Origin of the sequence: Fusibacter sp. A1, assembly GCF_004125825.1 — a bacterium.
Taxonomy (GTDB): domain Bacteria; phylum Bacillota; class Clostridia; order Peptostreptococcales; family Acidaminobacteraceae; genus QQWI01.
Window position 1 is genome coordinate 43096 of sequence record NZ_QQWI01000001.1, and the last position, 24164, is coordinate 67259.

Here is a 24164-nt window from a genome sequence, read left to right on the forward strand (position 1 = left end):
TCTCCGCATCACGCGGAGATTTTTTTATTTTGAGTGCCATTTCAATGCTAAAAAGGCATCGACCAGATCCGGATCATAATGGATTCCAGACAGATCCTTCAGTTCCTTCAGAGCCTGATCGGTTGTGATGGCTGCCTGATATCGTCTTCCGCCGACCATCACTTCGTATGAGTCACATATTCTGAGGATGCGCGAATGGAGCGGAATTTCATCGCCTGATATTCCTTTTGGATATCCCGAACCATCGAAGTTCTCATGATGGTAGAGTATCTCTGTCGCTATCGCCGCGAGATCAGGGTGTATGCTTGTTATCCGGTACCCTATCTCGCAATGTTTTTTGACCGCCTCCCACTCATCGTAGTTCAACTCCTCATCCTTATCGATAATGCCGCTATCAACCCCCACCAGACCGATATCATGTAGCATGGCGAGTTTTGAAAGCTGGGTGATTTCGCTATTTTCAAGCCCGACGCTTTGACCTAGCCTAACAGCCAAATCCTTCACACCTTGGGCATGCGATTCCTGATAAGGAAGCTTTGTGAGTACAAGGGTGGTGATATGATCGATGATTTCATTTTTGACCGTCATGCTTTTCATAAGCTTTTCGTCGTACATTTTACTTTCAGCATTCTGTATGATCTGAACGATATCTTCCTGCGGGATCGATTTGCTACATATGCCAAGCGAAAAAGAAACCGGGATGCCATGTACAAATACCTCTTTACACTGACTGTAAATACGTTCCTTTATCAAAAGTGCCGACTCAACATCCGTTTTAGGAAGTAAAAAAATGAATTCGTCCCCACCCCATCTCGAAAGGATGTCATCGGATCTACAGATACTTTTTAGAAGATCCGCCGCAGCGATTATCATCTCATCGCCGTAGCGATGCCCGAATGCGTCGTTCATGAGCTTAAGCGCATTGAGATCTCCCATGATGATCGTAAGCGGCAGATTTCTTTCCCTATTCAGTCGTTCGACCTCGATTTCAAAAAATCTACGGTTATAAAGACCGGTCAGCTCATCGTGATAACTCTTATACTCCGATTCCCTGTTGAGCTCCTGATATCTCTTTTCGCTGATTTCCAAGGCCTCCAATGTCTTTTTTCTACTTCTGATGAAGAGAAAGAGCAAGACGACCACACCCGCTTGAATGACAAAACCGATGATCATGACACCCATGATAAAGTTAATCTTCTTGTCGTAGTGCTGTTCCCTAATCACCTCGTCGTGGATGTCGTGGATAATGGAAAACAGTATTTCCTTTCCCTCATATTGAATGGGGTAGGAATAGACTTCCACATATTTTACTTCTCCACCGTTGATCTTATGGATAAACCTGAAGAAGTTCTTCTCGTTTTTTTTCGCATTTTCGATCTCAGCTGAGATTTGCTCCTCGCTTAAGGCGTTTAATTCATAGACGCTCATACTTAAAAGCGCGTCCCTTCCGTATCTGTAGAAGTCGACGGCCGCCTGATTCACATAGATGATGTCTCCCGTTTCGGGCTCTATCAGCATCATAATGGAACCGTGATCTTCAAATACAGATTGAAAATCTACGGCAGGCTCCGCATGGATGCAGTTTTGAAAAACTAGAACGATAAGTATCAGCTGGATGTAATATTTTACTTTCATAAGGATCTCCCATTTCTTCTCTTCAATTTATATCCCATAATCATTATGTCAATCAAAGTTTTGACTTTCTTCTAAGTGTGAGGGTTACTCACTAAATGGGTATAAGCAGATAAAAGGAGGTTTCGATGAAAACTAAAATACGCTTTGTACAGCTATTGTCATTGCTCTTTTTATTTTGCGGTTCGATCATCTTTGCAGATGCAGGTGAGTTGAGACAACTTGAGCCCTCGCTTGATTTTGAGGTGCAGATGCGCTACGATTCCTCAAAAATCAACGAATCGATTCTTAAGCTGGTTTCGGACTATCCCGAGTGGGCTTCTGCTGAAATTATCGGATACTCTCTGGATGGCACTCCGATCTACAGCCTAGTTCTGACAGCCGATTCGACCGTATACCGTAATAACCCGCAGGCCTTCCATACCACACGGAAGCATTATCTCTTCGAGGCTGGAACCCACGCGAGAGAAGTGGTCAATCCAATCGTCCTATTGAAAGTGGCTGAGTCCTATCTGATCGACATTGAAACTACCGACTACTTGCCCGCCCTGTCGGTCAAATCCCTGTTAAGAGAAAGCGTACTGCATTTTGTGGTGCTCACAAATCCTGACGGATTCGACCTCTCAAAGTTTGGTGCAAGCGCCTTAAGTGAACAAGGAGGCGACAAGGCGATCTCCATAATGAGAACCAATCACTTTTCACTTTTAAAGTCAAACCTAAACGGTGTCGATCTCAACCGAAACTTCGTCGACACCTACTACGACAAGCTTCAAGATAAGTGGATAGCTATCTGGTCGAAAAAGAACAACAGCTTCATCTCACGAGCTCCTTCACTTGCCTACTATTTCGGAGCGGCTCCCGGCAGTGAACCTGAAACGAAAGCACTCACCGACTACCTTTCAAAATACGATTTTAGAAGTGTCATCAGTTTCCACAGTCGCGGAAACATCATCTACTGGCGATATTGGATGCATGATCAGAGCTTCAACGATGAAAACTTCAAGTTCGCCAAGATCATCCACCAGGCAACCGGCTATCAGATTGCAGGCACGGGATACTCTGAGGCGTCCAGCGGATATCTTGGAGATTACGTCAGCAACATGCTTCAAAAGCCGAGTATCACGATTGAAACGCTCTCTAGTGATGAGAATTACCACACCTCAGATAAAGACATCTACAATCGAGTGTTCTTAGAAGTGGTCAACATCCCCTATCTCGTTGCCAGTCATGGAAACCAATTGGGCTATTACCCTTACAGGCTTTATCAAAACGACGTCTATGTCCGGGATTTCCAGAACCTTGAATACGCAAGCGCCATCGCAGGGCTTGAAGGCGGAATCATCGTAACAGGTGATGGCCAACCTACTTTTAGGGCATCTGACCTGATAACAAGAAAAGAGTTTGTGGAAGCGCTTATACGTACAACCGTACCTTCACTAGAGTCCTTGGAACCTCATTTTTCAGATTGCGGGTCTTCCTTTGTAACAAAAGCGTTTGAAATGGGACTGATTACAGATTCTATCAGCGGAAAGTTCTATCCTGATCGACCCATTACTACAGAAGAAGCCCTTGTGATCCTTTATAGATATGATCAGATGCTTGGCATAAGAACAGATGGTCCATGGCTCCCACTATACAATTATGCCTCCATGTGGTCTTATAAGGCGATACAGCATGCCCTACAGATGAACTATGTCGATAGGCTTGAAGTACTTCCTGAAAAACTCACACGCACGACCTACGACCGGCTGCTTGAGGCCTATATAAAGAAAGAAGCTGCGAACTAAGGTTCACAGCTTCTTTTTACTTATTTATTCGACTTTAAACACGCTTACCATGTCATGCAGTCCTTTTGCAGTCGCCTCTACCTGGTCGGCGCCTTTCATCACATTATTTGATCCATCTTGAACATCAAGATTTTTTTCTGCAATCGATGATGTGCCTTCTGCGCTATCCGTAGTCGATTGGGTGACTTCTCCAATCGCTTGCATCAATTCCGTATTCGCAAGCAAGAGCGCTCTAAAGGTTTCAGTAAACTCTGTAAGCATCACTTCGAACTGACTCGCATCAACCGCGTATTGCTCACCTGTTTGAACAAAACTGTCGTAATCGCCCATGACCTGGTGGTCTAGGAAATCAAGCAGCTCCCTCGATCGGTCGGCAAGCTGGCTCACTGATCCGATAACGGTTCCTGATACTTGCTGGATCTTTACCACAGTGTTCTTCGAGGTTTCAGCGAGCTTTCTGATTTCTTCAGCTACCACAGCGAACCCTCTTCCAGATTCTCCTGCTCTTGCAGCCTCGATAGCCGCGTTTAGAGCTAAGAGGTTGGTCTGCTCTGTGATCGCTAGAATCGCCTCAGACAGGACATTGATCTCGTCTACAGCTTTTGACTGTTCGATCGCACTTGCCAGCTCGGCTTGTGTTTTTTCGTAGACAAGGCTGGTCTTATTCTTAGCTTCCAAGGTTGTTTCCATCAGGTTGTCCGCACGTTGCTTCACTTCTCTTGCAAGTACAAGACCTCCATTTGCCTGAACAGCGATTCCTTCAATCGACGCTTCGATTTCTGTCGCAGACGCGCTCATTTCTTCCGTAGACGCTGCGGTTTCCTCCATTGCGGCAGACAACTCCTCTGTCGTCGCTGAAGTATCTTCAATCGCAAAGTTAAGTGTCGCGATATTCTCTTTTGTTTCTGTGACGATGTCGGCAAGCGTCTGCGCTTCCATGATCACACCTTGCATGATAGACTGCAGGTTCTGCTGCACGACGGTCAATGCTTTTCCGATTTCTGTAAGCTCATCTTTGCCCGTCTGGTCGAACTTGACAGTCAGGTCATTCTTGCTGAATGCAGAAATCGCCTTGTTCATTTGCGACAGCGGATTTTTTATGCTGAAGTAGACAGCAAGGAAGAAGATGGTATTTGCCAGTAGTGCGATGACAAACACGCTGATCTGCTGTGTTCTTGCATTTGCTTTTACCATTTCGACGTTCTTGACAATCATATCTTTCTTCTGACTCAAGTTGTCAGTGACTTGCTGTGCCAATGAACGCATCTCTGTTTTGGTGGCTTCCAAATCCTTTATCTGAGCATCTAGCTGGCTGAAGGTCTCATTCATGGTATCAAGGGCTGCTATTGCGGCTTCAACCTTCGACTGTGTCGAGCTATCCTTGATCCTGACCTTGATGAGTTCCATTGAGCTCTGCGCGTCCGCCACATTGTTCACTACAGCTGTCGCACGTACTTCTGTAGGTTCAATGATATAGGCTGCGATGAACCTTCTAACATCACCGATAAGCCTCTCTGCTGTCTGCAGGTTTCTGTAGGATCCAAAATTGCTTTTTGCAAGGCTGTCATCGCCCATGTTAAGCGCTGTCGCCTGTGAGACCAGTGCCTCATTTATTTTAAAAGAAGCTTCTGATTCAACATTTGTCATCTTGATAGTAGCTGCGTTCATATTAGCTAGCACCTCAGAAAAGTGATTGAATGCGGATTTATACTCCTCGAGCTGAGTGATGATTTCATCAGCTCCATCGAGGTCCGCTTGTTTTACCAGTAGTTTCTTTAACTCTTCAACGCTTTGAATACTCAGATCCACTTGTTGAAGTGTGCCTGTTCTATATTGGTCGTCTTCTTCGAGCTCATACAGCGACTGTCTGACTCTAGCGACTGCCAAGAATCTGTTCGCTTCATTAGTATGCTCAAGCATATCGACACTTTTTGAAATGTCCTCTATTGATACTAACGCACCTGCGATCAGTACCGCACTGACTAAAGTGGCTACTGCCATTAACCCAATCAGCCTAGTTCTGATTTTCATGCTTCGGATCATTTTGGTAAACATATGCTTCCTCCTCAAATATCTCTATCTCGAATGATACTTCAAAGTTTTCTCAGCATTCTAATTATGTAAAACTATTAATAATGCACTTAGTAAAATCTATATCAAATACCAGTACGAATCAATCAAATATTTCGATATGTAAGATTACATTTTGTTAACATATTGCCTTGTTACGACAATATTCCCTCGGATTCGTGGTTTATTATGTTAAAATTTACATATAACTATCATCAGAGTATCCGGGGAGGTTTAGATGAAAAAAACAGATATCGTAGATACGCATGTCTTAGTCGATGCGATAGGCGCCAATGACTCTTACGAGGATTTCATCACAGAACATAAGGACTTCTTGGGACTTGACCATTTCAAACTGGCACTCAGAAAACTACTGGCGATCTGTCCCTATGAAATCAGCACCATCATCACAAGATCCCAGATCGCAAAATCATATTGCTATCAGATACTCAACGGCACGCGAGCACCCTCGCGTGATAAGATCATCCAGCTCGCTTTTGGCATGAGCCTGGATATTGAATCGACAAATCATCTGCTAAAGAGCGCCAACAAGCTCGAGCTCTACGCCAAAATCCCGCGCGACGCTGTCCTCATTTACGGGCTGATCCATCAAAAGGACATCATTGCTGTTAACGCTCTTTTGACTGAACAAAACGAACTCTCCCTATAAAATAAATAATACGCAAGTCAGAACCCTGTTCTAGACTTGCGTATTATTTATTTTAAGGATGGTTTTCTTTACCTTTTCAGACCATGACGGGTCTGTCGCATAATGTTTTCCAACATCGTCAAGCGTCTTTCCCTCATAGTATTTCCCGTTTTCCGACAGATATTTTTCACTCAGGAGCTTGGCCACATCCTCTATGCTCTCCACCATGGAACCATAAGTCTTTGAAGACTTGAACGGACTGTCGTCATAAGCCATGAATCCGAAGAGGTTGTTCTTGTTCTTAGCGATGCTGCTTTTGCCATAAGCGGATTCATGAATTCCGATACCCACAAGCACAACCGCGTTCACTCCATATTTCAGTTCGGCGTTTTTAAAGGCTTGTCCGAGACCCTGCATGGGTGTGTCCTTTAAGGCTTCATTTATAAGATTCACACTGTCGCCACTCGAGGCTCTCAGGTCCTCCACTGCATCATAAGTATTAACCACCGAGCTTATCCCTGTAAGGGTTCCACCAAGGTTTTTCCCTTTGTGCCCGGTGTCGATTTTCAGGTTTTGCTTGAGAATCTGCTCAAACCGCGCTTTTGTCGACGCATAACTTGATTTTCCACCCATAGGTGAATTGATCGGTATGTGTCTATTGACAGATTTTATCATAACTTGCCCACCATCCATTCACAAAATTCTTTCACTTCTCAGCGGCTCATATCGAACGCATCAGGTGATTTCGACATAGGTCTGTTCCTCTTCAACCACTTGACTCCAGCTCACCACCCGGTTCTTACCCAGACGTTTGGCAGCCCTATTGGCTTTTTCCGCTTTTTTTAGCAGCCCTTCGACAGAATCGTCATCTGTAGGATAATGAACCAGCCCCAAGGAAGCGGTCACCTTATAGGACCCGCTCTTTTCAATATTCGACCTCACACGTTCACTAAGGGCGAGACTTTGCTCATACGTAACCCCATGGAAGACAATCAGAAACTCATCTCCCGAAAGCCATCTGAACACATGGTCATCCACCCTCACAGAAGACTGTATCACCTGAGCGAGGTGGGCGATCACATCGTTTCCCATATCATAACTGATCGCATTGAACTTACTTAATCCGTCACCATCGATAAAGGCGATCGCAAAAGGCTGATGGAGGCGCATTCTGGATAGGTAGTTTTTTGCCGCCTTTGAATTGCTCAGTTTTGTCATATCGTCCATGACTGCGAACTTACAGATGTCATTGTAATACGACACCGATTCCTTAAGACGGTTTGTCACACCGATTACGATATGTTCTATCAGCCGCTTACTTTTAAACTTGTCGCTATATTGACAGCTCTCTTCACTGAGAATGATCGAATAATACTCGGCGAGGCTTTTTATCGGCTCTTTATACTCATAAAGGGCGTAATTCAAGCTGATCTCACCTTCCAGGTACTCCGCCTGTAGCTCACTGAAATGCTGCATGATTCTTTTTTTTATGATTCCTACGGACAATTTATCGACTCCACTCAGCACCACTAAAAATGCATCGCCTTCCATTCGATAGATATGAACCGGATTTATCGCCCGTTTTAGGATCATGGAGACTTTGACCAGAACCCTATCCCCTTCGTCCTTGCCATATTTTTGATTGAAAACAGCAAATTCCGCCATATCAAACAGGATGAAGAAACCCGCCGTGCCGAATAAGCCCTTGAAGTCTTCTTCAATAAACTGATAATAGCTTTTAAGCTTCGTCATCGGATCCCTTAAGATATCTCGTTCAAGCATAGTGGATACTCCTTTCAACGGGTCGCATGAGTGGTCCGTCACCTCTATTCTACTAGAATTATCGGGTAATATCATGATTTTAGTAGGATTTCCTACAATTTATTTTCTTCGACTTTTTCGGGTATCGAAATTATGTTATGATACTACTAGTCAAAATACGAAAGGACATGATGATGCAACCTTATAGCAAATTACCACGATCATACAAGATTTTCTTAGCGATTGTCGCTTTTTCGGCTTTAGGATTCGGACTCACCAGCGGCGTGTTGTCCAATTACTTTAAGGAAGTCTACGATGTAAGCGCTTACCAAAGAGGACTAATTGAGTTTCCTAGGGAGACACCTGGCGTTCTGGCGATCATCTTCATCGCCCTTTTATCTCGATTTTCCGATATCCGACTTTCGATCATCGCCCAACTACTAGCCATTGTCGGAGTGATGACCCTGGGTCTTGTCACCCCTCCTTTTGGAGTGATGCTCATTTTCATCTTCATCAATTCCGCCGGACATCACTTGAACATGCCCCTTCAAGACAGTATCGGCATGTCCCTTATCACCACCGAGAACGCCGGAAGACAAATGGGTCAGTATAAAGGGATCCAGACCGCATTCGCAATGATCGCAAGCGCCATCATCTTCGTCGGTTTTCGATTTGATGTTTTCAGCTTCGATACGGGAGTAAAGTGGATATTCGTCGTATCTGCCGGCATTTCACTAATCGCCGTGGTCTTTCTCATCGTTCTCGACCGTCTTGTCCATGATCCCATAAAGACGGATAAGCGTATCAATTTTGTGTTTAGAAAAGAATATAAGTACTACTACACTCTCGTCGTCATGTATGGCGTTCAAAAGCAGATCATGCTCGTCTATGGTCCTTGGGTGCTTATTTCGCTCTTGGATAAGAAAGCGGACACACTGGCGATCTTAGGAATCATAGGCTCCTTTATCGGCATGTTCTTCATTCCAAAGCTAGGCGCATGGATTGATCGGTTCGGTACGAAGAAACTGCTATTCGCCGATGCCCTTTCCTTTATCGGAGTCTACCTTGTATACGGATTCATCAGCGCCGGTTTTTCGAATGGTACCCTCGATAAGGTGGGATTACCTGTACTGATCGCTTACGGCATCTTTATCATCGATAGGATGTCCAATCAGATGGGAATGATCCGTACCTTATACCTAAGGCAGATCGCAGTCGAAAAATCGGACATCATGCCCACCCTGTCCCTAGGACTCAGTCTCGACCACATCGTTTCGATCCTTTGTGCTGTCGCAGGCGGTGTCATTTGGGGAGCGTGGGGTCCGGAGTACATCTTTTACCTGACAGCAGCCCTTTCACTTGTGAACTTGTTTGTGGCGGTGAAGGTGAAGATTTAAGATTTGGGATTGTTGATTAAAGGATTAAGGACTGGAAGCTTGGCTTCCAGTCCTTTTTTTATTTTTGTAGGAGTTTGTTGAGGAGTTCGGGGCCGCTTGGGATGAAGTTTCCGTACTTTTGCGCGGCGGTTTCTGAGAAGGCGTTCGTTTCATGAACTTCCTTACTTCTGCTGTCGTATAAAACGTATGGCACGGGTTCTGAGGTATGGGTTCTGAGTGCGATCGGCGTTCTATGGTCAGGTACGATCAGCATCCTCAAGTCCTCATCAGCATCTTTTAAAGCATCTACGATGGGCTTGACCACCTGATCATCTATCAGCTCTATCGATTTTATCTTGCCCTCGAGGTCGCCTTGATGACCGCATTCATCAGGTGCTTCAAGATGAATATAACAATAGTCGTCTCCCCCCATAAGTGCATCGATAGCTGCTTGTGCTTTTCCTTTAAAGTTGGTGTGCAGTGTTCCTGTCGCACCACTAACACTGATCACTCTCAGTCCTGCGAGTATTCCTATGCCGTTGATCAGATCCACTGCAGAAATAACTGACCCTTTCAAACCGTATTTATCATAAAAATTGTCCAATTGGGGTTTTACACCTTCTCCCCAGAGCCATATGCTGTTTGCAGGATTCAATCCTCGTTCTTTCCTCTTTAGGTTAATCGGATGGTTGTCAAGAACATCAAATGAAGCGATCATCATGTCCCTTATCCAATCGCTCAGTTCGCCTTTTGGCAAAAAGTCGCGAATTTCCTTTTCAAGTATATCGTGCGGAGGTGTCAGTTCCACTTGAGTGGTTCCATTGTTCCAAACAAGCAAGTGTCTGTAACTGACCCCCTTATAAAACTTATGGTCCTCCGTTTCAAATCTTTCTTTCACCGCACTCAATAGAATTTCAGCTTCTTCAGTGGTGATATCGCCTGAAGAATGGTCTACCATCTTTTTGGTCTCATAGGCTCCCGATCCCGCGAGTGTCACTAGGTTGCATCGGAAGGTCACATCCGTGTTTTTCAGTGTCACGCCTATACTCGCGGCTTCGAGTGGGGACCTGCCTGTATGATACTGACGAGGTGGATAACCCATGACAGCGAGATTTGCCGTATCACTTCCGGGTGCCATTCCCACAGGTACCGTCTGAACCATTCCGATTTCTCCATGCTTTGCCATAAGGTCGATCATGGGAATATCTGCGACCTCAAGAGGGGTGCGATCCTGAAGCTCCTTTATGGGATAGTCGGCCATGCCATCGACTAGTACAACAACGTATTTCATGACTTCACCTCCATAAGTAAATCCCTTACCACCACCTGCATCTCTTCCACTTCACAGCTCGTGTCGTGCAAGATAGGCTGTTTGTGAAGTAAGGCGATCTGACTTGGAACCGGTTGAGCCATGATCTCCGATAGGGTCTTGATCGATCCATCGGAGTCTGCTTCGATGGCTTCCAGCACCGCTTCGCTAAACTTGAAGGGGCTTGCTGTTGAAACAATCAATAAGGGTTCTTTTAAAAATGCAGGCTCCTTCTTTGTCACATGATAAGCGACTGCCGTATGAGGATCCATCATATATCCATGAGTGGAAAAGACGCTACTGATCGCCTCCCTAGTTTCCTCATCACTTGCAAATCCCGCATAAAAGTCTTCCTTAAGCATCGACTTATCCAGTTTAAAGCTACCTGTTCTGTGCAGGTCTCCCATCCACCTTTCAATCTTCAGACAATCCCCCTCACTTATCTGATATAGGAATCGTTCCAAATTACTTGAAACCAAGATGTCCATCGAAGGAGAAATCGTACAGTGGAACTCCCGATGCGTGTCATAGATTCCCGAGTCGAAAAATTCTGTCAGGACATGGTTCTGATTGGATGCGCACATCAGCTTGCCAATGGGAAGACCGCACTCTTTAGCATAATAGGCAGCCAGAATATTACCGAAATTTCCAGTTGGAACAGAAACGTTAAGCGGCTCACCGGCGCGTAACTTACCGGCAGATACCATTTGAAAGTAGGCGTGGATGTAATACACCATTTGAGGGATAAGCCTACCTATGTTGATCGAGTTGGCAGACGAAAGCTGTACACCTTCTTTTATAAGACCTTGTGCGAATGACTCATCTGTAAGCATCCTCTTCACTTGTCTTTGTGCGTCGTCGAAATTGCCGTTGATGCCATATACATGGACATTGGAACCGGTCTGTGTCTTCATCTGCAGTTTCTGAATTTCACTGACTCCATCTCGCGGATAGAATACGATGATTTCAGTTCCAACCGCATCCGAAAATCCTTCAAGCGCAGCTTTGCCTGTATCGCCGGACGTCGCTGTCAAGATCGCTATCTTGTTTCGGTTTCCCTGAATTTTCGATGCTTCATGCATCAAGTGCGGAAGAATGGAAAGTGCCAAATCCTTGAAAGCGAGCGTCCTTCCATGAAAGAGTTCCAATAGGTTTAGCTCCTCGACATGGTTGACAGGTGCTATCCCTTGCTCATCGAACTTATCATCATATGCCGCTGAAATACACCTTGATAGCTGATCCTCGCTAAAATCGGACATGAAGGTTTTAAAAACCTCAAACGCCGTTTCCTGATAAGTGAAGGCCGACCAGCGCTCATCCTCAAAGTCGAATGTCGGAAGCGCCTTAGGCACAAACAAGCCGCCATCAGGTGCAAGACCCATCAGTACCGCTTGTGAAAATGTAAATTCAAGCGCATTGTTTCTTGTGCTACAGTAGTTCATATAATCACCTCTGTCCGTATATTGAAGACACGTGTCCGCGAATTGTTTGTCCTAGGATAACACAAGTGGCCGATCTATACAAGAGCGTGTGACAAATTCAAGAAATATGTATCCATGCCCCATCCTAGTGTCCGCTTACATCCACGACGACCAGTTCTGGAGGATTGAAAATTCTTGGTAGTCTTTCATTGATCGACAACCCCCTACTGACGATATGGCTAAGCTCCCCAACTTTATATACCCCGCCCGCATACTCCGGAAACCACCCCTGGTTGGGCGAAAGGAGCCCATTGATTAAAAACGGGATCCTGACTTGACCGCCATGGGAGTGACCTGAGAGCGATAGGTCCGCGTCAAAACTCTTATACACATCGACAAGCTCCGCCCTATGGCTAAGTAGGATCGTCAGATCCACGGGTGTATCTTTACTTTCGAATGACAGCTTGGACTTGTCGCCGTCAAACAGATAGCCTTTGGCATAGGGATCATCAAAACCTACGACCCTGACTAGGGTTTCACCGATGACGATCACCTTATCGGTGTCATGCAGAACATGCACCCCTCTACTTGTCAAAAGCTCCAGTTTTGTAGAAAGGTCATCCGACCAAATCTCATGGTTTCCAGTGACATAGATTATCGGAGCTACCCTCTTTATGCCATCCAGTAGGGTAACTGTCGAATCATTGGGTACAATATCATCAAAGATATCTCCGGTCATCACAATTAAATCGGGTGCTTCGTCTATCACCATCTCTATCAATAGGGTCTGCCCGATTCCGTAATTCGTACTATGCAGATCCGAAATCTGTACGATTCGTAGCTGCTTGTCCTTTAACGACTCAAGGGTCACCTTGTAGTTTTTGACGACCGGTTGCCGGTCAAGCGCGGAACCGATCAGCAGAACGCTTAGTATCGCTACTATAAACAGTAGTTGCTTTCTTTTCATCATACTTGATCCTCCTATTGAGGATAAGTCTATCATAAACGTATTAAAGGCTCCTTAAATCAAAGTGACATTAATAATTAAACTTGCGAATCGATATAAACTGTGTTAGTCTATCAATCAAAGACATACGTCCTCAACACGAAGACGTCTCGAAGGAGGTCGATCCCACGATGCTAATTGTAAAAAAATTTGGTGGAACATCACTAGCGACACCGGAAAGAATCAAACTCATAGCAAATCAACTCGTTGAGCAGAAGAAAGCTGGTGACGATCTGATCATCGTTGTCTCTGCGATGGGACATACTACGGATGAACTAATCGACAAAGCCATGAGTGTCAACGACTCGCCGGATCCCCGCGAGATGGATATGCTGCTGTCCACCGGAGAACAGATGAGCTGCGCTCTGATGAGCATGGCGATTAAGGGATTAGGCGTTCAGGCGATATCGATGACAGGCGGCATGTCAGGCATCACAACCGACATGCACCATAAGAAGGCCCGCATCACGGATATCGATTCAAAAAAAATTCTCAATAAGGTAAATGAAGGATATATCGTCGTGATCGCCGGCTTTCAGGGGGTTACGACAGAAGGTGCGATAACGACGCTTGGAAGAGGTGGATCCGATACCACAGCTGTTGCGATCGCGGCATCCTGCTCGGCAGACCTATGTGAGATCTACACCGATGTCGATGGCGTATACTCCGCGGACCCACGTAAGGTGAAAACGGCTAAAAAACATACGGCAATTCATTATGATGAGATGCTGGAGCTGGCTAAACTGGGGGCTGGAGTACTGCATCCACGTTCTGTTGAGATGGCTCAGAAGTACAATGTCAATCTTGTCGTACGATCCTCGTTTGAAAATATTCCCGGTACCCATATCAGAAAGGAACAGACTATGGAGCAAGTAGTGATAAGAGGTGTAACAATGGAAGATGAAATCGCCCGACTGACGGTTTCAGAGGTTCCCGATCAGCCAGGAGTTGCATTTCGGTTGTTTTCTCAACTGGCCAAGTCGCATATCGCTATCGATATGATCATACAGAACTACAACCATAACGGCCGCAACGACATGTCCTTTACTGTGTCCAGAGACGACCTTAAAGAGGCGCAGCAGGTCTGTACCGAATTCCTCAAGGGTCCCGATATGTCCGGTTCGCTTGATATCAAAGAAAACATAGCTAAAATCTCGATCGTAGGAACCGGAATACTCTCTAGTGCCGAAACGGCCTCAAAGGTTTTCGGAACGCTTTCAGAGCTTGGAATCAATATCGAAATGATCAGCACTTCAGAGCTTAAGCTGTCTGTGCTCATTCCTTCTGAAAATTCCCTCAAAGCGCTTAATTCCATTCATGAGTCCTTATTTTACGACTGAAAAAATACCTGTCTATGAACACTATTCGTTCACAGACAGGTATTTTGACGCTTCACGTATGCTAAGGGGATGAAGTCGATGCCTATTGATGAAAGCGGACACCCACTCGGGATCAGTTTTCGAGTACTCCCTGAGAGCCCATCCGATCGCTTTGTTTAAGAAAAACTCCTTAGTCTCATGATTCCTAAGTATCACATATTCTAAGAGCTCACAATCTGTCTTCTGCTTAAACTTCAGCTGACAAAGAATACTGGTCCTGTTGAGCCACATGTTCTCATGACTCGCCCATTCCCTGATGACAGGTTCGATTTCAGTTTTGAATCTAAAGAGCAATGAGCCCGTCAGATTGACAGCGAGGCCGTCCACAGAATCCCACCATGAGTTTTGCACGGCCAGATTCCCGATCCTGCCTATATCGACAGCTTCAAGGCTACCTTTCAAGCTATCTAGATAATCCAAAGCGACATATTGGAATTCCCTTTCCCCTACTCCCCAGAGGTAGTCCACAAAATGCCAGTTGACTGTTTTCGACTTCTTCGCGGCTTTCATGAACACCTTTGCAAGCCTGCTCCGTTCGTCCCTTTTAAGTCCCAGACAGGTGAACTTGTTTTTCAGGTACTTGGCCATCGCTTCAGCATCCTCGGTCTTGGCGGCTCGCATTTCTTTTACAAGATCATAGCAGATCACGTCAGCAAAATGAAAGACCTTGTTTTGACTCAGATGCTTCTCTTCCATGGGAATCCATCTGGTCTTGAAGGCGTCGATCGAAGCGACACCCCCCCGCATCAGAAGCCTGTCGATCTGGTTTTGGGGATCGATGGAGAATACGAGCTTCAGATCATAGGCATAGACAAGCTCAGGATGGTGGGAGTAGGCTCCTTCTATGATCTCGAGCGCTTTTCTCTTCACCTGCACAGTCGCAGTGATTCTCATCTCCTTGCAGGTATAGAGGCCGTAGCTGAACTCCTCCTGAGCGATCAGAGGCAGCAGCACTTCCCTGTCGAACCTTTCCCTATCGACATTCCCGCCAGGCTCACTTAAACGCTCCTCAGTACGCATGTCTTGTGTAAGATAAAAATCGTCCATGTGATAGCAGTTCAGATCGTAGTAGTCGGACAACCACTCGACAAACGTGCTCTTGCCGCTTGCAGTTCGTCCATCAATGGCCACAATGATCCTGTCCTTTTTCTTAAAAGCCTCTTCAATGGCGATGACAGCGGGCAGATACATTGAAAACCGCTCCGCCGGTATGTTTCCTATGACTTCCTCTAGTGATGATCTTCTATAGCTCATACGGATAAACCTCTTTTAAGCTCTTCATTTGACGCTTTGATCTTTCGATATACTTTTGTAAAAATAATCACCGTCAGGGTCACACCCACACATTCTGAAAGGACAAGACTAAACCAGACTCCGTTCACACCGATCGACTTAGCAAGCAGATAGGCTACCGGCAGCAAGATTACAAGTTGTCTCACAGATGAAATTGCCAAACTGAAATGAGCCTTGCCGATCGCATTGAACGAAGTACTCAGAATAATCGTAATTGCGACCATAGGAAACATGACACTGGCAATTCTCATCGCATCGATACCGATTGAATACATGTCCGGGGTCGCATTGAAAATACTGAGGAGCTGTCTTGGAAAGAGTTGAAAAAGCACCAACCATAAACTCATGAATCCGACAGCAAGAACCGTACTGAAACGGACGGCCGCAATCATTCTTCTGATGTTTTTCGCGCCAAAATTGAATCCTACGACCGGCATGGTTCCCACAGCCAAACCGAAAATAGGCATATAGACAAGCGATTGCAGCTTAAAGTAGACTCCCATGACGGCAAGCGCTGATTCTCCGAACTGCGCCAGTATCAGGTTTAACCCGCCAAGCATCACGGAGCCTAAACCTTGCATGATCGCAGAGGGAACCCCCACGGCGACAATGCTTTTTATCGTCACTGTGCTGAATCTGAACCTTTTCATATCAAGTCTTATCTCTTGCTTTCCTCGGGCGATCACCGACCAGATATAGAGCATCGAAAACAGTTGAGCTGTTATCGTCGCGATAGCCGCACCCTTTACACCGAGTGCCGGCATGCCGAACCAGCCGAAAATAAGGATGGGATCGAGAATGATATTTCCGATGGCTCCTATAAGCTGCGCGACCATGGGTTTGATCATCTCTCCAGAACCTTGCAATGAGCTTGAACCGGTGTGTCCTAGTATTCTAAACACGGCAAAGGCTGTGACAATCTGAACATAGATCTTTCCGTCGCTTATGATGCTAAGATCGTCTGTGAACCAAGTGAAATAACTGCCTGAGAGCAAGATTCCTATGATGGCGACCACAAGACTGAGCGCGAGCCCAATCACCACACCGTGCTCGCTCACCGATATCGCTTCTTCTCTGTTACCTTCACCGAGTCTTCTTGAGATGTTTGAATTGATACCTGTTCCAAGTCCGACAAATGCGGCGACGATGATCATCTGAATCGGAAAGGCAAGCGAGACGGCAGTAAGTGCCTGTTCGCTGACCCTCGAGACGAATATGCTGTCTACGACATTGTAAAGCGCTTGCACCATCATCGAAAAGATAACGGGAATCGACATACCCAGTATCAGTTTGGGTATGGGTACTGCGGATAACTTATGGTTTTCCATAGGGACCTCCGTGTCTTAGATATTAACCATTATACAGGATTATTCGCCGCTAGGCACTTCTTACCCTATGATTAAATCTGCTGATTTATCGGTCACTCCATGCGTCAAAAACCTTTTCGATCTCATTCCAAACGATTTGCTCCGTATCAGAAAAAACAAGACAAGCATGGGATAGCGCCCCATCGGTTCCTATTCCGACAGAAAACATGTGTGCCGCATTAATAGCATCCACACCTGCTTTGGCATCCTCAATGCCGACGCAGCTTTCAGGATCGACATGGAGTTCACGCGCAGCCTTTAAAAAAATGTCGGGGTAGGGCTTACCTCTTACAGAACCCGGATCGACAAGGTAGTCTACAAAACGTCCTATACCGAGCTTTTCTATCAAAATCGGCGCACTAAACGATGCTGAAGCAACTGCGATTTTTATCTCTTTTTGCTTAAGCACTACCAGTAATCCGTGGATTCCAGCTAAAAGATCATCTGGCGTGATCGACTGAATCAGGACCTTGTAATCCTCATTCTTTCTGGTGGTCAGCTTTTCAATCTCCCTATCCGAATACTCGTTCACCTTGTCCCCAAGTTTGAGGATCTTCATCATCGACTCATAACGCGAAATCCCTTTAAGTTCCTCGTTGAACTCTCGATTAAGCTCAATACCTATTTCACCTGCAAGTTTTCTCCATGCTAAAAAATGATACTCGGATGTCTCGGTCAAGACACCGTCCATATCAAAAATCACAGCCTTTATCTTACCTGACACGATCTACCTCCATCTTTCCTTTTACCACTATGTCCATGCCATAGACAACCAGCCTGACTGGAGCATCTGTTTCGATTCGTATTGAATCTCCGACATAGATCCTCACACAACTTTCCTGATATCTGAACCTAAATTGATAGGATTCCCACTTGCTTGGAAGAACGGGACTTAAATGGATGCCATCCGATTTAATTCTTAGTCCACCAAAGCCGTAGACTATGCCCATGTATGCCCCACCCGCATTTGCCAGATGAAGTCCGTCTTTTGTATTATGATGCAGATTGTCAAGATCAAGCCTAAGGGTTTTTACAAAATAGCTGTATGCCTTTTCCGTATCACCTATTCTGGCGGCCATCATGCTGTAGATGCATGGCGATAGGCTGGAATCGTGGGTGGTGTACTTTTCATAGTAATCATAAGAAGCTTTCAAGTACTCCTCGCTCTCATTGTCAAGCAGCAGATGAGCAAGCACTGTATCCGCCTGCTTAAGCACCTTATGCCTGTAGATGGTGAGCGGATGATAATGGAGCAGTAGCGGATGATTTTCCTTTGGCGTGTTTTCCAAGTCCCAGTCCTTCTTATCGTAAAAACTGTCGTCCTGCAGGCACAGATTTTCATCGTGCTTATAGGGCAGGTACATCTTGTCAGAGGCACGCCTTAAGCCTAAAAGCTCCTCCTTGGTCAGGTCTAGCCTTTCACTGAGCTTTTTCATCTCAGACGGATGGTTTTCAGCTAATAGTCCTGCGATCGTGTGTGTCCATAAGAGGTGGTATTTTGCCATGGCGTTCGTATAATAGTTGTTGTTGACAATCGCCGTGTATTCATCAGGACCGGTCACCGCATCTATTTTAAACTGGCCGTCCTTCGAATAATGACCGACCTCAATCCATAATCTCGCCGTCTCGAGTAGCAGTTCAAAGGCAAACTCTAAAAAGCTTTTTAGGTCCTTTGTCACGAGATAGTACTGAATAGCCGCATAAGCCACATCTGCATTGATATGGTATTGAGCCGTTCCGGCAGGAAAGTATCCTGAGCACTCGGATCCCGCGATCGTACGCCAAGGTATTTTAGCACCTCTTAGGTGTCCAAGCGTTCTTGCCCTTTCTCTAGCAGAATCGAGAGTCGAGTATCTGAACGCAAGGAGGGATCTTGCTATGTCCGGTTTTGTGAGCGTCATCATAGGTACCGCATAGATTTCTGTGTCCCAAAAGTAATGTCCTTCATATCCTTCGCCCGTCAGTCCTTTTGCAGGCAGCTGACAATGCTTGTCCTTTCCAACAGATGCCATCAGCTGATAGGTGCTGTAATGAAGCGCTTCTTCAGCCGCCTTATCCCCTTTTATATCTACAAGCGCATAGTTCCAGAACTCATCCAGATAGTTCTGCTGTTCACGGTAATAGAATGCGACTCCCTTTGATCTGACTTCCTTATTGATTTCAATATTCTTTTCAAGAAGATCCTCATGTCTGATAGAGTCCGTATAGGTGACATATTTCACAAAGTTGAATGAGTCTCCCGCACCAATCGTCGTCACATAACTTCCAATGACCGTGTCTTTGGTCGACAGATATTTCATTTCAACGGAATGGGACATGCTGGCGACAAGCACCAGTTCTGATCGCATGGTCTTTGCGGTGATGCTTCCTACCGATTCATGTACCCCCGTGCTTGTCACTAGAAGCATCTTCTCGTGGCCCGAGGCGACACGCGGGTCCGTGCTGTCCGTGTAATTCTTCACGTTTCCATCCAAAGTCGATTTGACTTCGATCCTTCCACTGAAGTTTAGCGACTTGACCGTATAATCGATGGTAAAGAGCTCCAAGGTATGAAAAGAAGCCATCCGCTTGATTCCAATCTCAAGTCGATGTCCCTTGGACGATTCCCATTCCACCTTTCTTAGGGCATAGCCCTTTTCGACATCCAGTTCCCTAAAAGTACTGTGTACCGTACCCGATCCATAGCTGAACCGTTCGTCGTCAATATGGATTTCGATCCCCTGAGGATCGATGACGTTGAGCATCTTTTGCGCATGTTGTGGAAATCCATAAGCGTTTTCACCGTAGACGATATCGATCTCATCGTAGAACCCGTTGATATAGGACCCCCGAATACTTTTAAACTGCTCTGGATAGCCCTCTTCAAAACAAGCTCTGATTCCCAGATAACCGTTTGCTGTCGTGTACAATGTTTCATCGATCAGTAGCGACGACTGATCCAACTCCTTTGCATCCATAAAAACCTCCATTAATTACATAGAGCCGCCGGACAAGCCAGCAGCCCTAGTTCTTTACTTGATCGATCCCGAAACCATACCTTTGATGATATGTTTCTGAGCGAATAGAAATCCAACAATTACAGGAGCCGCAGCCATGAGAACGGCTGTCATGATCAGATCCCATTTTTTAACAAACGACCCTGCGAAGTTACGTATGGCAAGGGGGATCGTTTGAATGTCCTGCCCGACGCCCAATACCAGTGATGGAAGTAAGAAATCGTTCCATATCCAGATTCCGTTTAAAATGATGATGGTCACGACAATCGGCTTTAAAATCGGCATGATGATCTTAAAGAAGATCTGTGGCTTTGAACAACCGTCAATCGTCGCTGCTTCTTCAAGCTCCTTGGGTATCGATTTGATAAAACCGTGAAACATGAACACAGCCAGTGGAGCTCCAAAGCCTATATATGCCATGATCATGCCATGATAGGTTCTAAGCATGGACACACCTGTCGTTTCTTTGATAATCCTGAACAAGGCGACAAGAGGAAACATAACCACCTGAAAAGGTATGATGAGACCGCTTAAGAACAACAGAAAGATAATTGTCGATATTTTCGACTTCGTCCGCACGAGCACCCAGGCGGCCATTGCCGAGAACAAGGTGATCGTAGTGAGTGAAAACAGCGTGATGATCACCGATGAGAAAACACTCGAAGAATACCTGATCGTAGGTTTGCTCCAGATTGTTTTGATGTTTTCCACCAACTGTCCCCAGTGATCCGGCATTGAAATCGGGTTGGTGATGATTTCAAGCGAGGCCTTGGCCGAATTGATAATGACGATGAAAAACGGAGACATTGTGATGATGAACAAAACGATAGTGATCAGGGTTAAAATCAGCGTAATAATTTTTCTTTTTCTGGCCATTACATCTCAACCTCCCTTTTCTTACTGAAATATACCTGCCCGATCGAGACAAAGGATAAGACGATGAAGAACACAATCGCCCTTGCCTGTCCTTCGGCCATATTATTGTATTTGAAGGCGACATTATAGATATGTACCGCCAAAAGTTCTGTAGAATTGACAATATGGTCCTGGTAGATGTCCGCCGGCCCTCCATTGGTGAGGGCTATGATGATATCATATTGTTTAAAAGAGTTCACCAGCGTCAAAAATGAAGTGATGGTAAATGCCTGTGCGATCATGGGAATGGTGATATTCCATAGTTTCTGTAAAAAATTAGCGCCATCTATCTCACTGGCTTCCAAAAGTTCTTGCGGAACATTTAGAAGTGCGGCGATATAGATCATCATGATATAACCTGCATACTGCCAGGTAAATGCGAAAATCAGGCCAAATAGCGTTAAATTGGGTTCTGCGAGTATCAGAAGCTGTTCAATAAAGTCTATCCCTAGGAGTCCTCCGATTGCCGGAACAACGCTTTTGAAGATAAACTGCCAGATATATCCGAGAACGAGTCCGCCAATCAGATTTGGAATAAAGAATCCCGCCCGGTAGAAATTCTTAAACTTGATCTCCCTAGTCACAAGAAATGCGAATGTGAGAGAAATGAAGTTGATGGATATGACACTGAGCAGTGTGAACAGGAAGGTTCTTAAAAATGAATATCTGAACGCAATATCAGAAAACATATTGGCATAGTTCGCAAAACCAAGAAAATTAGGTGTTTCTCCTGCCACCGCCGTCCAGTCAGTAAACGAATAATAGAGACCCATGAAAAATGGTACGATTACGACGAGTAAAAAAGACAAAAGCGCCGGTGCAAGAAATAGCCAGAATATGAGTTTGTCTTTTGTATATCTATTCATAAATGCTACCCCTTTTTTAAAATAGAAAGGGCGTGGGTTATACCCACACCCTTAGAGATGAATGACTATTTCAATTCTTCAATTTTATCTTTGATTAAATTGATGAACTCTTCCTTAGTGATGTCACCTTTTGCAAAACTTTCGTAAATCGGAGCGATAGTTCCCATTCCGAAACCGTCAGGCATATCGTTTTGAAGCCATGTGTACGCTTTTCCTTTTGCTACCCATTCTGCAAGATTGGCAGATAAAGGAGCATCTGGCTTAAGTGTCACATTGGTGAACGCAGGTACCATCTGTGCTTCCTTAACCATATAATTGTGGCCGGCTTCATTTGTAGCCATATAGTTTAGAAACGCTTTTGCAGCATCCATATTTTCACTCTCGTTGTTTAAAACATAGAATGAAGGTGCTCCGATAAAGATTGTGGTAAGTTCACCTTTGACAGAAGCGTGTGGAGCAAATGCCATTGGGAAATCAACTCCGTTTGAGATCATCCAAGGATCGATCCAGTTACCTTGATGGATGAACGCGGATTGCTGAGTTCCGAACTGTCCGACTTGCGCGTCATAGTTTCCTGTTAAAAGGACCGCCCTATCCGAGTAATTGAATAGGAGTTCCACCCAGTCCGCATACTCAGTCAAGCGCTGCATGTCCGCCTCACCCATGTTCAACTTATCAAGAACCGTGGTGTCGCCGAACTCAAGACCTGCCGACAAATATCCGTTGAAGTTATGTAGTCCTGTAACCCATCTCATGTCAGGACCAGCTGCCATCGCGACTACCGATTTGATTCCAAGTTCATCTTTCATCGAATCGATTTTTTCAAATGCGGCCTCATAGGCTTCTTGAGAGGTAAGCGACGCAGGATCGACTCCTGCTTTTTTAAGCATATCGACGTTATACGCCATTCCCCATCCTTCAACAGCTACAGGGAAGCCATAGGTAGTTCCATCCACAACGAACTCAAGTGCGGTAAGATCCATCCATTCCTCATTTTCAAATGGAGTCAGTTTGGAAGCCCATGTGTTATAGCCGCCCATACCTTCTATGACAAAGATATCCGGTTGTCTGTCCGATTGAAATTCCGCTTTGAGATTTTCAGCATATGGTGAATCCCCACCAGATGTCTTTACTGTCACTTTTACGCCTGTGGCAGCTTCGTATTCCGCTGCGAAAGCTGACAACTGCTCGTGAATCTCAACTTTGTTCTGATAGATCACGACTTCCTGATCTTTCATAGGAACATCAGCCGTATCGTCACCGGCGCTATCGTCCGTTTCGTCATCCATGACAGCATCAGAATCGGTTGTGTCGGTCGTGTCGGTGTCAGTGGTCGTACAACCTGCAAATAGGCCTATGACAAGTAGTAAGGTCAACAGTAGTGCAAATAATTTTTTCATTTGAATTCCCCCTTTTCAGTACATAATCATACGTTTTACCTATACCACCACGGTATTCAATTATTCATCCTAGAGTAGGCTTTTGCATATTCGGTTGATAATCATGTAAAACACGTATGACTAAGTATAAACTTTATTTTCGTGCCGCTTTTATATTTTTACGGTATAATTTATACTATAAAGCAGATTGTGAGGAATATATGGACTATAAATTACTCAAGGAAAAATTAAAGAATATGGACTGCCACTATATCCATCCGTCTTTTGAACTCGAGCGAAAACTGATCAACGAAATAAAGCTTGCCATGAAGGAAGAGGCTTTCAGTACGCTTGACACGATCAATTCGCTGGAACGAGCCGTCTTATCCCGCGACCCCTTAAGGTCGCTGAAAAATTCCCTGATCGCATCCTGCACCCTTTTTACTCGCGCAGTCATCGAAGCTGGGGTCTCTTCAGAAGATGCCTTCTCCCAGAGCGATCTGTTTATCATGTCGATCGAATCGATTCACCACCACGGCTTACTCCTAAAATTCGAATATGAAATGGTTGAGGAGTTCATTTCACTTGTCATTCACTCGAATATTTACAATTATCCAAAACCCATCTCCAGAGTAGTGAGATATATCTACGAACATATCACCGAACCCCTCTCCTTAAGCCTTTTGGCTGAATATGCAAGCATGTCATCAGACTATCTGTCCAAACTCTTCATTTTAGAAGTGGGAATGCCTGTCACACCATTCATTCAAATTCAAAAGATTGAAATCGCGAAGTATTTTCTACGCTATTCTCAGATTTCCTTATCAGAAATCGCTACTTTGCTATCCTTTTGCAATCCAGGTTATTTCACGAAAGTCTTTATTAAACATACCGGCCTTACGCCAAGTAGTTTTAGAAAACTTGAGTAATAAAAAAGCCGCCTGATCAAAAATGAGTG

General features: G+C 45.1%; 19 protein-coding genes. 5 read left to right on the forward strand and 14 right to left on the reverse strand.

Features of this window, described 5'->3' with window-relative positions; all coding sequences use genetic code 11:
• Positions 1 to 24: 24 nt before the first annotated feature.
• Entirely contained in the window at positions 25 to 1635 is a 1611-nt protein-coding gene (locus DWB64_RS00240) for a diguanylate cyclase domain-containing protein (protein WP_129486164.1), read from the reverse strand.
• Between the two features lie 125 nt (positions 1636 to 1760).
• Here DWB64_RS00240 and DWB64_RS00245 point away from each other — a divergent pair, with 125 nt between their 5' ends.
• Entirely contained in the window at positions 1761 to 3419 is a 1659-nt protein-coding gene (locus DWB64_RS00245; protein WP_129486165.1) for a M14 family zinc carboxypeptidase, read from the forward strand.
• 24 nt (positions 3420 to 3443) lie between these two features.
• Here the strand turns inward: DWB64_RS00245 and DWB64_RS00250 are convergent, their stop codons facing one another.
• Entirely contained in the window at positions 3444 to 5474 is a 2031-nt protein-coding gene (locus DWB64_RS00250) for a methyl-accepting chemotaxis protein (protein WP_129486166.1), read from the reverse strand.
• A gap of 253 nt (positions 5475 to 5727) precedes the next feature.
• Between DWB64_RS00250 and DWB64_RS00255 the strand changes: the two genes are divergently transcribed.
• A complete protein-coding gene (locus DWB64_RS00255) occupies positions 5728 to 6159 on the forward strand; it encodes a hypothetical protein (protein WP_129486167.1) in 432 nt (143 codons plus the stop codon).
• A gap of 30 nt (positions 6160 to 6189) precedes the next feature.
• Here DWB64_RS00255 and DWB64_RS00260 read toward each other — a convergent pair whose 3' ends face one another.
• Together DWB64_RS00260 and DWB64_RS00265 are read right to left on the reverse strand one after the other, a co-directional pair.
• Positions 6190 to 6813: a glucosaminidase domain-containing protein gene (locus tag DWB64_RS00260; protein WP_164980136.1), complete on the reverse strand. Its 624-nt coding sequence runs from the start codon at positions 6811 to 6813 to the stop codon at positions 6190 to 6192.
• Between the two features lie 60 nt (positions 6814 to 6873).
• Complete coding sequence (locus DWB64_RS00265; RefSeq protein WP_164980137.1) at positions 6874 to 7920, reverse strand: diguanylate cyclase domain-containing protein; 1047 nt, start codon at positions 7918 to 7920, stop codon at positions 6874 to 6876.
• A 173-nt stretch (positions 7921 to 8093) separates the two neighbouring features.
• Between DWB64_RS00265 and DWB64_RS00270 the strand changes: the two genes are divergently transcribed.
• Positions 8094 to 9296, forward strand: coding sequence for an MFS transporter (locus tag DWB64_RS00270; RefSeq protein WP_129486170.1), 1203 nt, complete (start codon positions 8094 to 8096; stop codon positions 9294 to 9296).
• A gap of 58 nt (positions 9297 to 9354) precedes the next feature.
• Here DWB64_RS00270 and DWB64_RS00275 read toward each other — a convergent pair whose 3' ends face one another.
• The 3 genes from DWB64_RS00275 to DWB64_RS00285 form a co-directional block, all read right to left on the reverse strand.
• A complete protein-coding gene (locus tag DWB64_RS00275) occupies positions 9355 to 10566 on the reverse strand; it encodes a cofactor-independent phosphoglycerate mutase (protein ID WP_129486171.1) in 1212 nt (403 codons plus the stop codon).
• A complete protein-coding gene (gene thrC, locus DWB64_RS00280) occupies positions 10563 to 12026 on the reverse strand; it encodes a threonine synthase (protein ID WP_129486172.1) in 1464 nt (487 codons plus the stop codon). Before thrC ends, DWB64_RS00275 begins: the two co-directional genes overlap by 4 nt.
• 124 nt (positions 12027 to 12150) lie before the next feature.
• Positions 12151 to 12975, reverse strand: a complete 825-nt coding sequence (locus tag DWB64_RS00285; RefSeq protein ID WP_164980138.1) for a metallophosphoesterase — start codon at positions 12973 to 12975, stop codon at positions 12151 to 12153.
• A 167-nt stretch (positions 12976 to 13142) separates the two neighbouring features.
• Here DWB64_RS00285 and DWB64_RS00290 point away from each other — a divergent pair, with 167 nt between their 5' ends.
• Positions 13143 to 14351 (forward strand): aspartate kinase, encoded by a 1209-nt coding sequence (locus tag DWB64_RS00290; RefSeq protein WP_129486174.1) that lies wholly within the window; start codon positions 13143 to 13145, stop codon positions 14349 to 14351.
• Between the two features lie 21 nt (positions 14352 to 14372).
• Here DWB64_RS00290 and DWB64_RS19405 read toward each other — a convergent pair whose 3' ends face one another.
• From DWB64_RS19405 to DWB64_RS00325, 7 genes are all read right to left on the reverse strand, one after another.
• Positions 14373 to 15644: a DNA alkylation repair protein gene (locus tag DWB64_RS19405; protein WP_243118927.1), complete on the reverse strand. Its 1272-nt coding sequence runs from the start codon at positions 15642 to 15644 to the stop codon at positions 14373 to 14375.
• A complete protein-coding gene (locus DWB64_RS00300; RefSeq protein ID WP_129486175.1) occupies positions 15641 to 17011 on the reverse strand; it encodes an MATE family efflux transporter in 1371 nt (456 codons plus the stop codon). Before DWB64_RS00300 ends, DWB64_RS19405 begins: the two co-directional genes overlap by 4 nt.
• A gap of 85 nt (positions 17012 to 17096) precedes the next feature.
• A complete protein-coding gene (pgmB, locus tag DWB64_RS00305; protein WP_129486176.1) occupies positions 17097 to 17774 on the reverse strand; it encodes a beta-phosphoglucomutase in 678 nt (225 codons plus the stop codon).
• Positions 17764 to 20007: a glycoside hydrolase family 65 protein gene (locus tag DWB64_RS00310; RefSeq protein WP_206736631.1), complete on the reverse strand. Its 2244-nt coding sequence runs from the start codon at positions 20005 to 20007 to the stop codon at positions 17764 to 17766. Before DWB64_RS00310 ends, pgmB begins: the two co-directional genes overlap by 11 nt.
• Before the next feature lie 54 nt (positions 20008 to 20061).
• The gene (locus DWB64_RS00315) at positions 20062 to 20922 is read right to left on the reverse strand and encodes a carbohydrate ABC transporter permease (RefSeq protein WP_129486178.1); all 861 of its coding nucleotides are present in this window, start codon (positions 20920 to 20922) and stop codon (positions 20062 to 20064) included.
• Positions 20922 to 21827: a carbohydrate ABC transporter permease gene (locus DWB64_RS00320; RefSeq protein WP_129486179.1), complete on the reverse strand. Its 906-nt coding sequence runs from the start codon at positions 21825 to 21827 to the stop codon at positions 20922 to 20924. The genes DWB64_RS00315 and DWB64_RS00320 overlap by 1 nt, the downstream gene beginning before the upstream one ends.
• Before the next feature lie 65 nt (positions 21828 to 21892).
• The gene (locus DWB64_RS00325) at positions 21893 to 23227 is read right to left on the reverse strand and encodes an ABC transporter substrate-binding protein (protein WP_129486180.1); all 1335 of its coding nucleotides are present in this window, start codon (positions 23225 to 23227) and stop codon (positions 21893 to 21895) included.
• Positions 23228 to 23427: 200 nt separating this feature from the next.
• On the opposite strand from DWB64_RS00325, the gene DWB64_RS00330 reads away from it, so the two are divergent.
• Positions 23428 to 24135 (forward strand): helix-turn-helix domain-containing protein, encoded by a 708-nt coding sequence (locus DWB64_RS00330; RefSeq protein ID WP_164980139.1) that lies wholly within the window; start codon positions 23428 to 23430, stop codon positions 24133 to 24135.
• Positions 24136 to 24164: the final 29 nt, after the last annotated feature.

Bases quoted from the DNA above. Each gene is read 5' to 3' on its own strand.
- DWB64_RS00255 (WP_129486167.1), top strand. From the start codon at position 5,728: ATGAAAAAAACAGATATCGTAGATACGCATGTCTTAGTCGATGCGATA.
- DWB64_RS00250 (WP_129486166.1), bottom strand. From the start codon at position 5,474: ATGTTTACCAAAATGATCCGAAGCATGAAAATCAGAACTAGGCTGATT.
- DWB64_RS00325 (WP_129486180.1), bottom strand. From the start codon at position 23,227: ATGAAAAAATTATTTGCACTACTGTTGACCTTACTACTTGTCATAGGC.
- DWB64_RS00275 (WP_129486171.1), bottom strand. From the start codon at position 10,566: ATGAAATACGTTGTTGTACTAGTCGATGGCATGGCCGACTATCCCATA.
- DWB64_RS00310 (WP_206736631.1), bottom strand. From the start codon at position 20,007: ATGGATGCAAAGGAGTTGGATCAGTCGTCGCTACTGATCGATGAAACA.
- DWB64_RS19405 (WP_243118927.1), bottom strand. From the start codon at position 15,644: ATGAGCTATAGAAGATCATCACTAGAGGAAGTCATAGGAAACATACCG.
- DWB64_RS00240 (WP_129486164.1), bottom strand. From the start codon at position 1,635: ATGAAAGTAAAATATTACATCCAGCTGATACTTATCGTTCTAGTTTTT.
- DWB64_RS00315 (WP_129486178.1), bottom strand. From the start codon at position 20,922: ATGGCCAGAAAAAGAAAAATTATTACGCTGATTTTAACCCTGATCACT.
- DWB64_RS00265 (WP_164980137.1), bottom strand. From the start codon at position 7,920: ATGCTTGAACGAGATATCTTAAGGGATCCGATGACGAAGCTTAAAAGC.
- DWB64_RS00270 (WP_129486170.1), top strand. From the start codon at position 8,094: ATGCAACCTTATAGCAAATTACCACGATCATACAAGATTTTCTTAGCG.
- DWB64_RS00285 (WP_164980138.1), bottom strand. From the start codon at position 12,975: ATGATGAAAAGAAAGCAACTACTGTTTATAGTAGCGATACTAAGCGTT.
- DWB64_RS00245 (WP_129486165.1), top strand. From the start codon at position 1,761: ATGAAAACTAAAATACGCTTTGTACAGCTATTGTCATTGCTCTTTTTA.
- DWB64_RS00290 (WP_129486174.1), top strand. From the start codon at position 13,143: ATGCTAATTGTAAAAAAATTTGGTGGAACATCACTAGCGACACCGGAA.
- DWB64_RS00260 (WP_164980136.1), bottom strand. From the start codon at position 6,813: ATGATAAAATCTGTCAATAGACACATACCGATCAATTCACCTATGGGT.
- thrC (WP_129486172.1), bottom strand. From the start codon at position 12,026: ATGAACTACTGTAGCACAAGAAACAATGCGCTTGAATTTACATTTTCA.
- DWB64_RS00330 (WP_164980139.1), top strand. From the start codon at position 23,428: ATGGACTATAAATTACTCAAGGAAAAATTAAAGAATATGGACTGCCAC.
- DWB64_RS00300 (WP_129486175.1), bottom strand. From the start codon at position 17,011: ATGGAAAACCATAAGTTATCCGCAGTACCCATACCCAAACTGATACTG.
- DWB64_RS00320 (WP_129486179.1), bottom strand. From the start codon at position 21,827: ATGAATAGATATACAAAAGACAAACTCATATTCTGGCTATTTCTTGCA.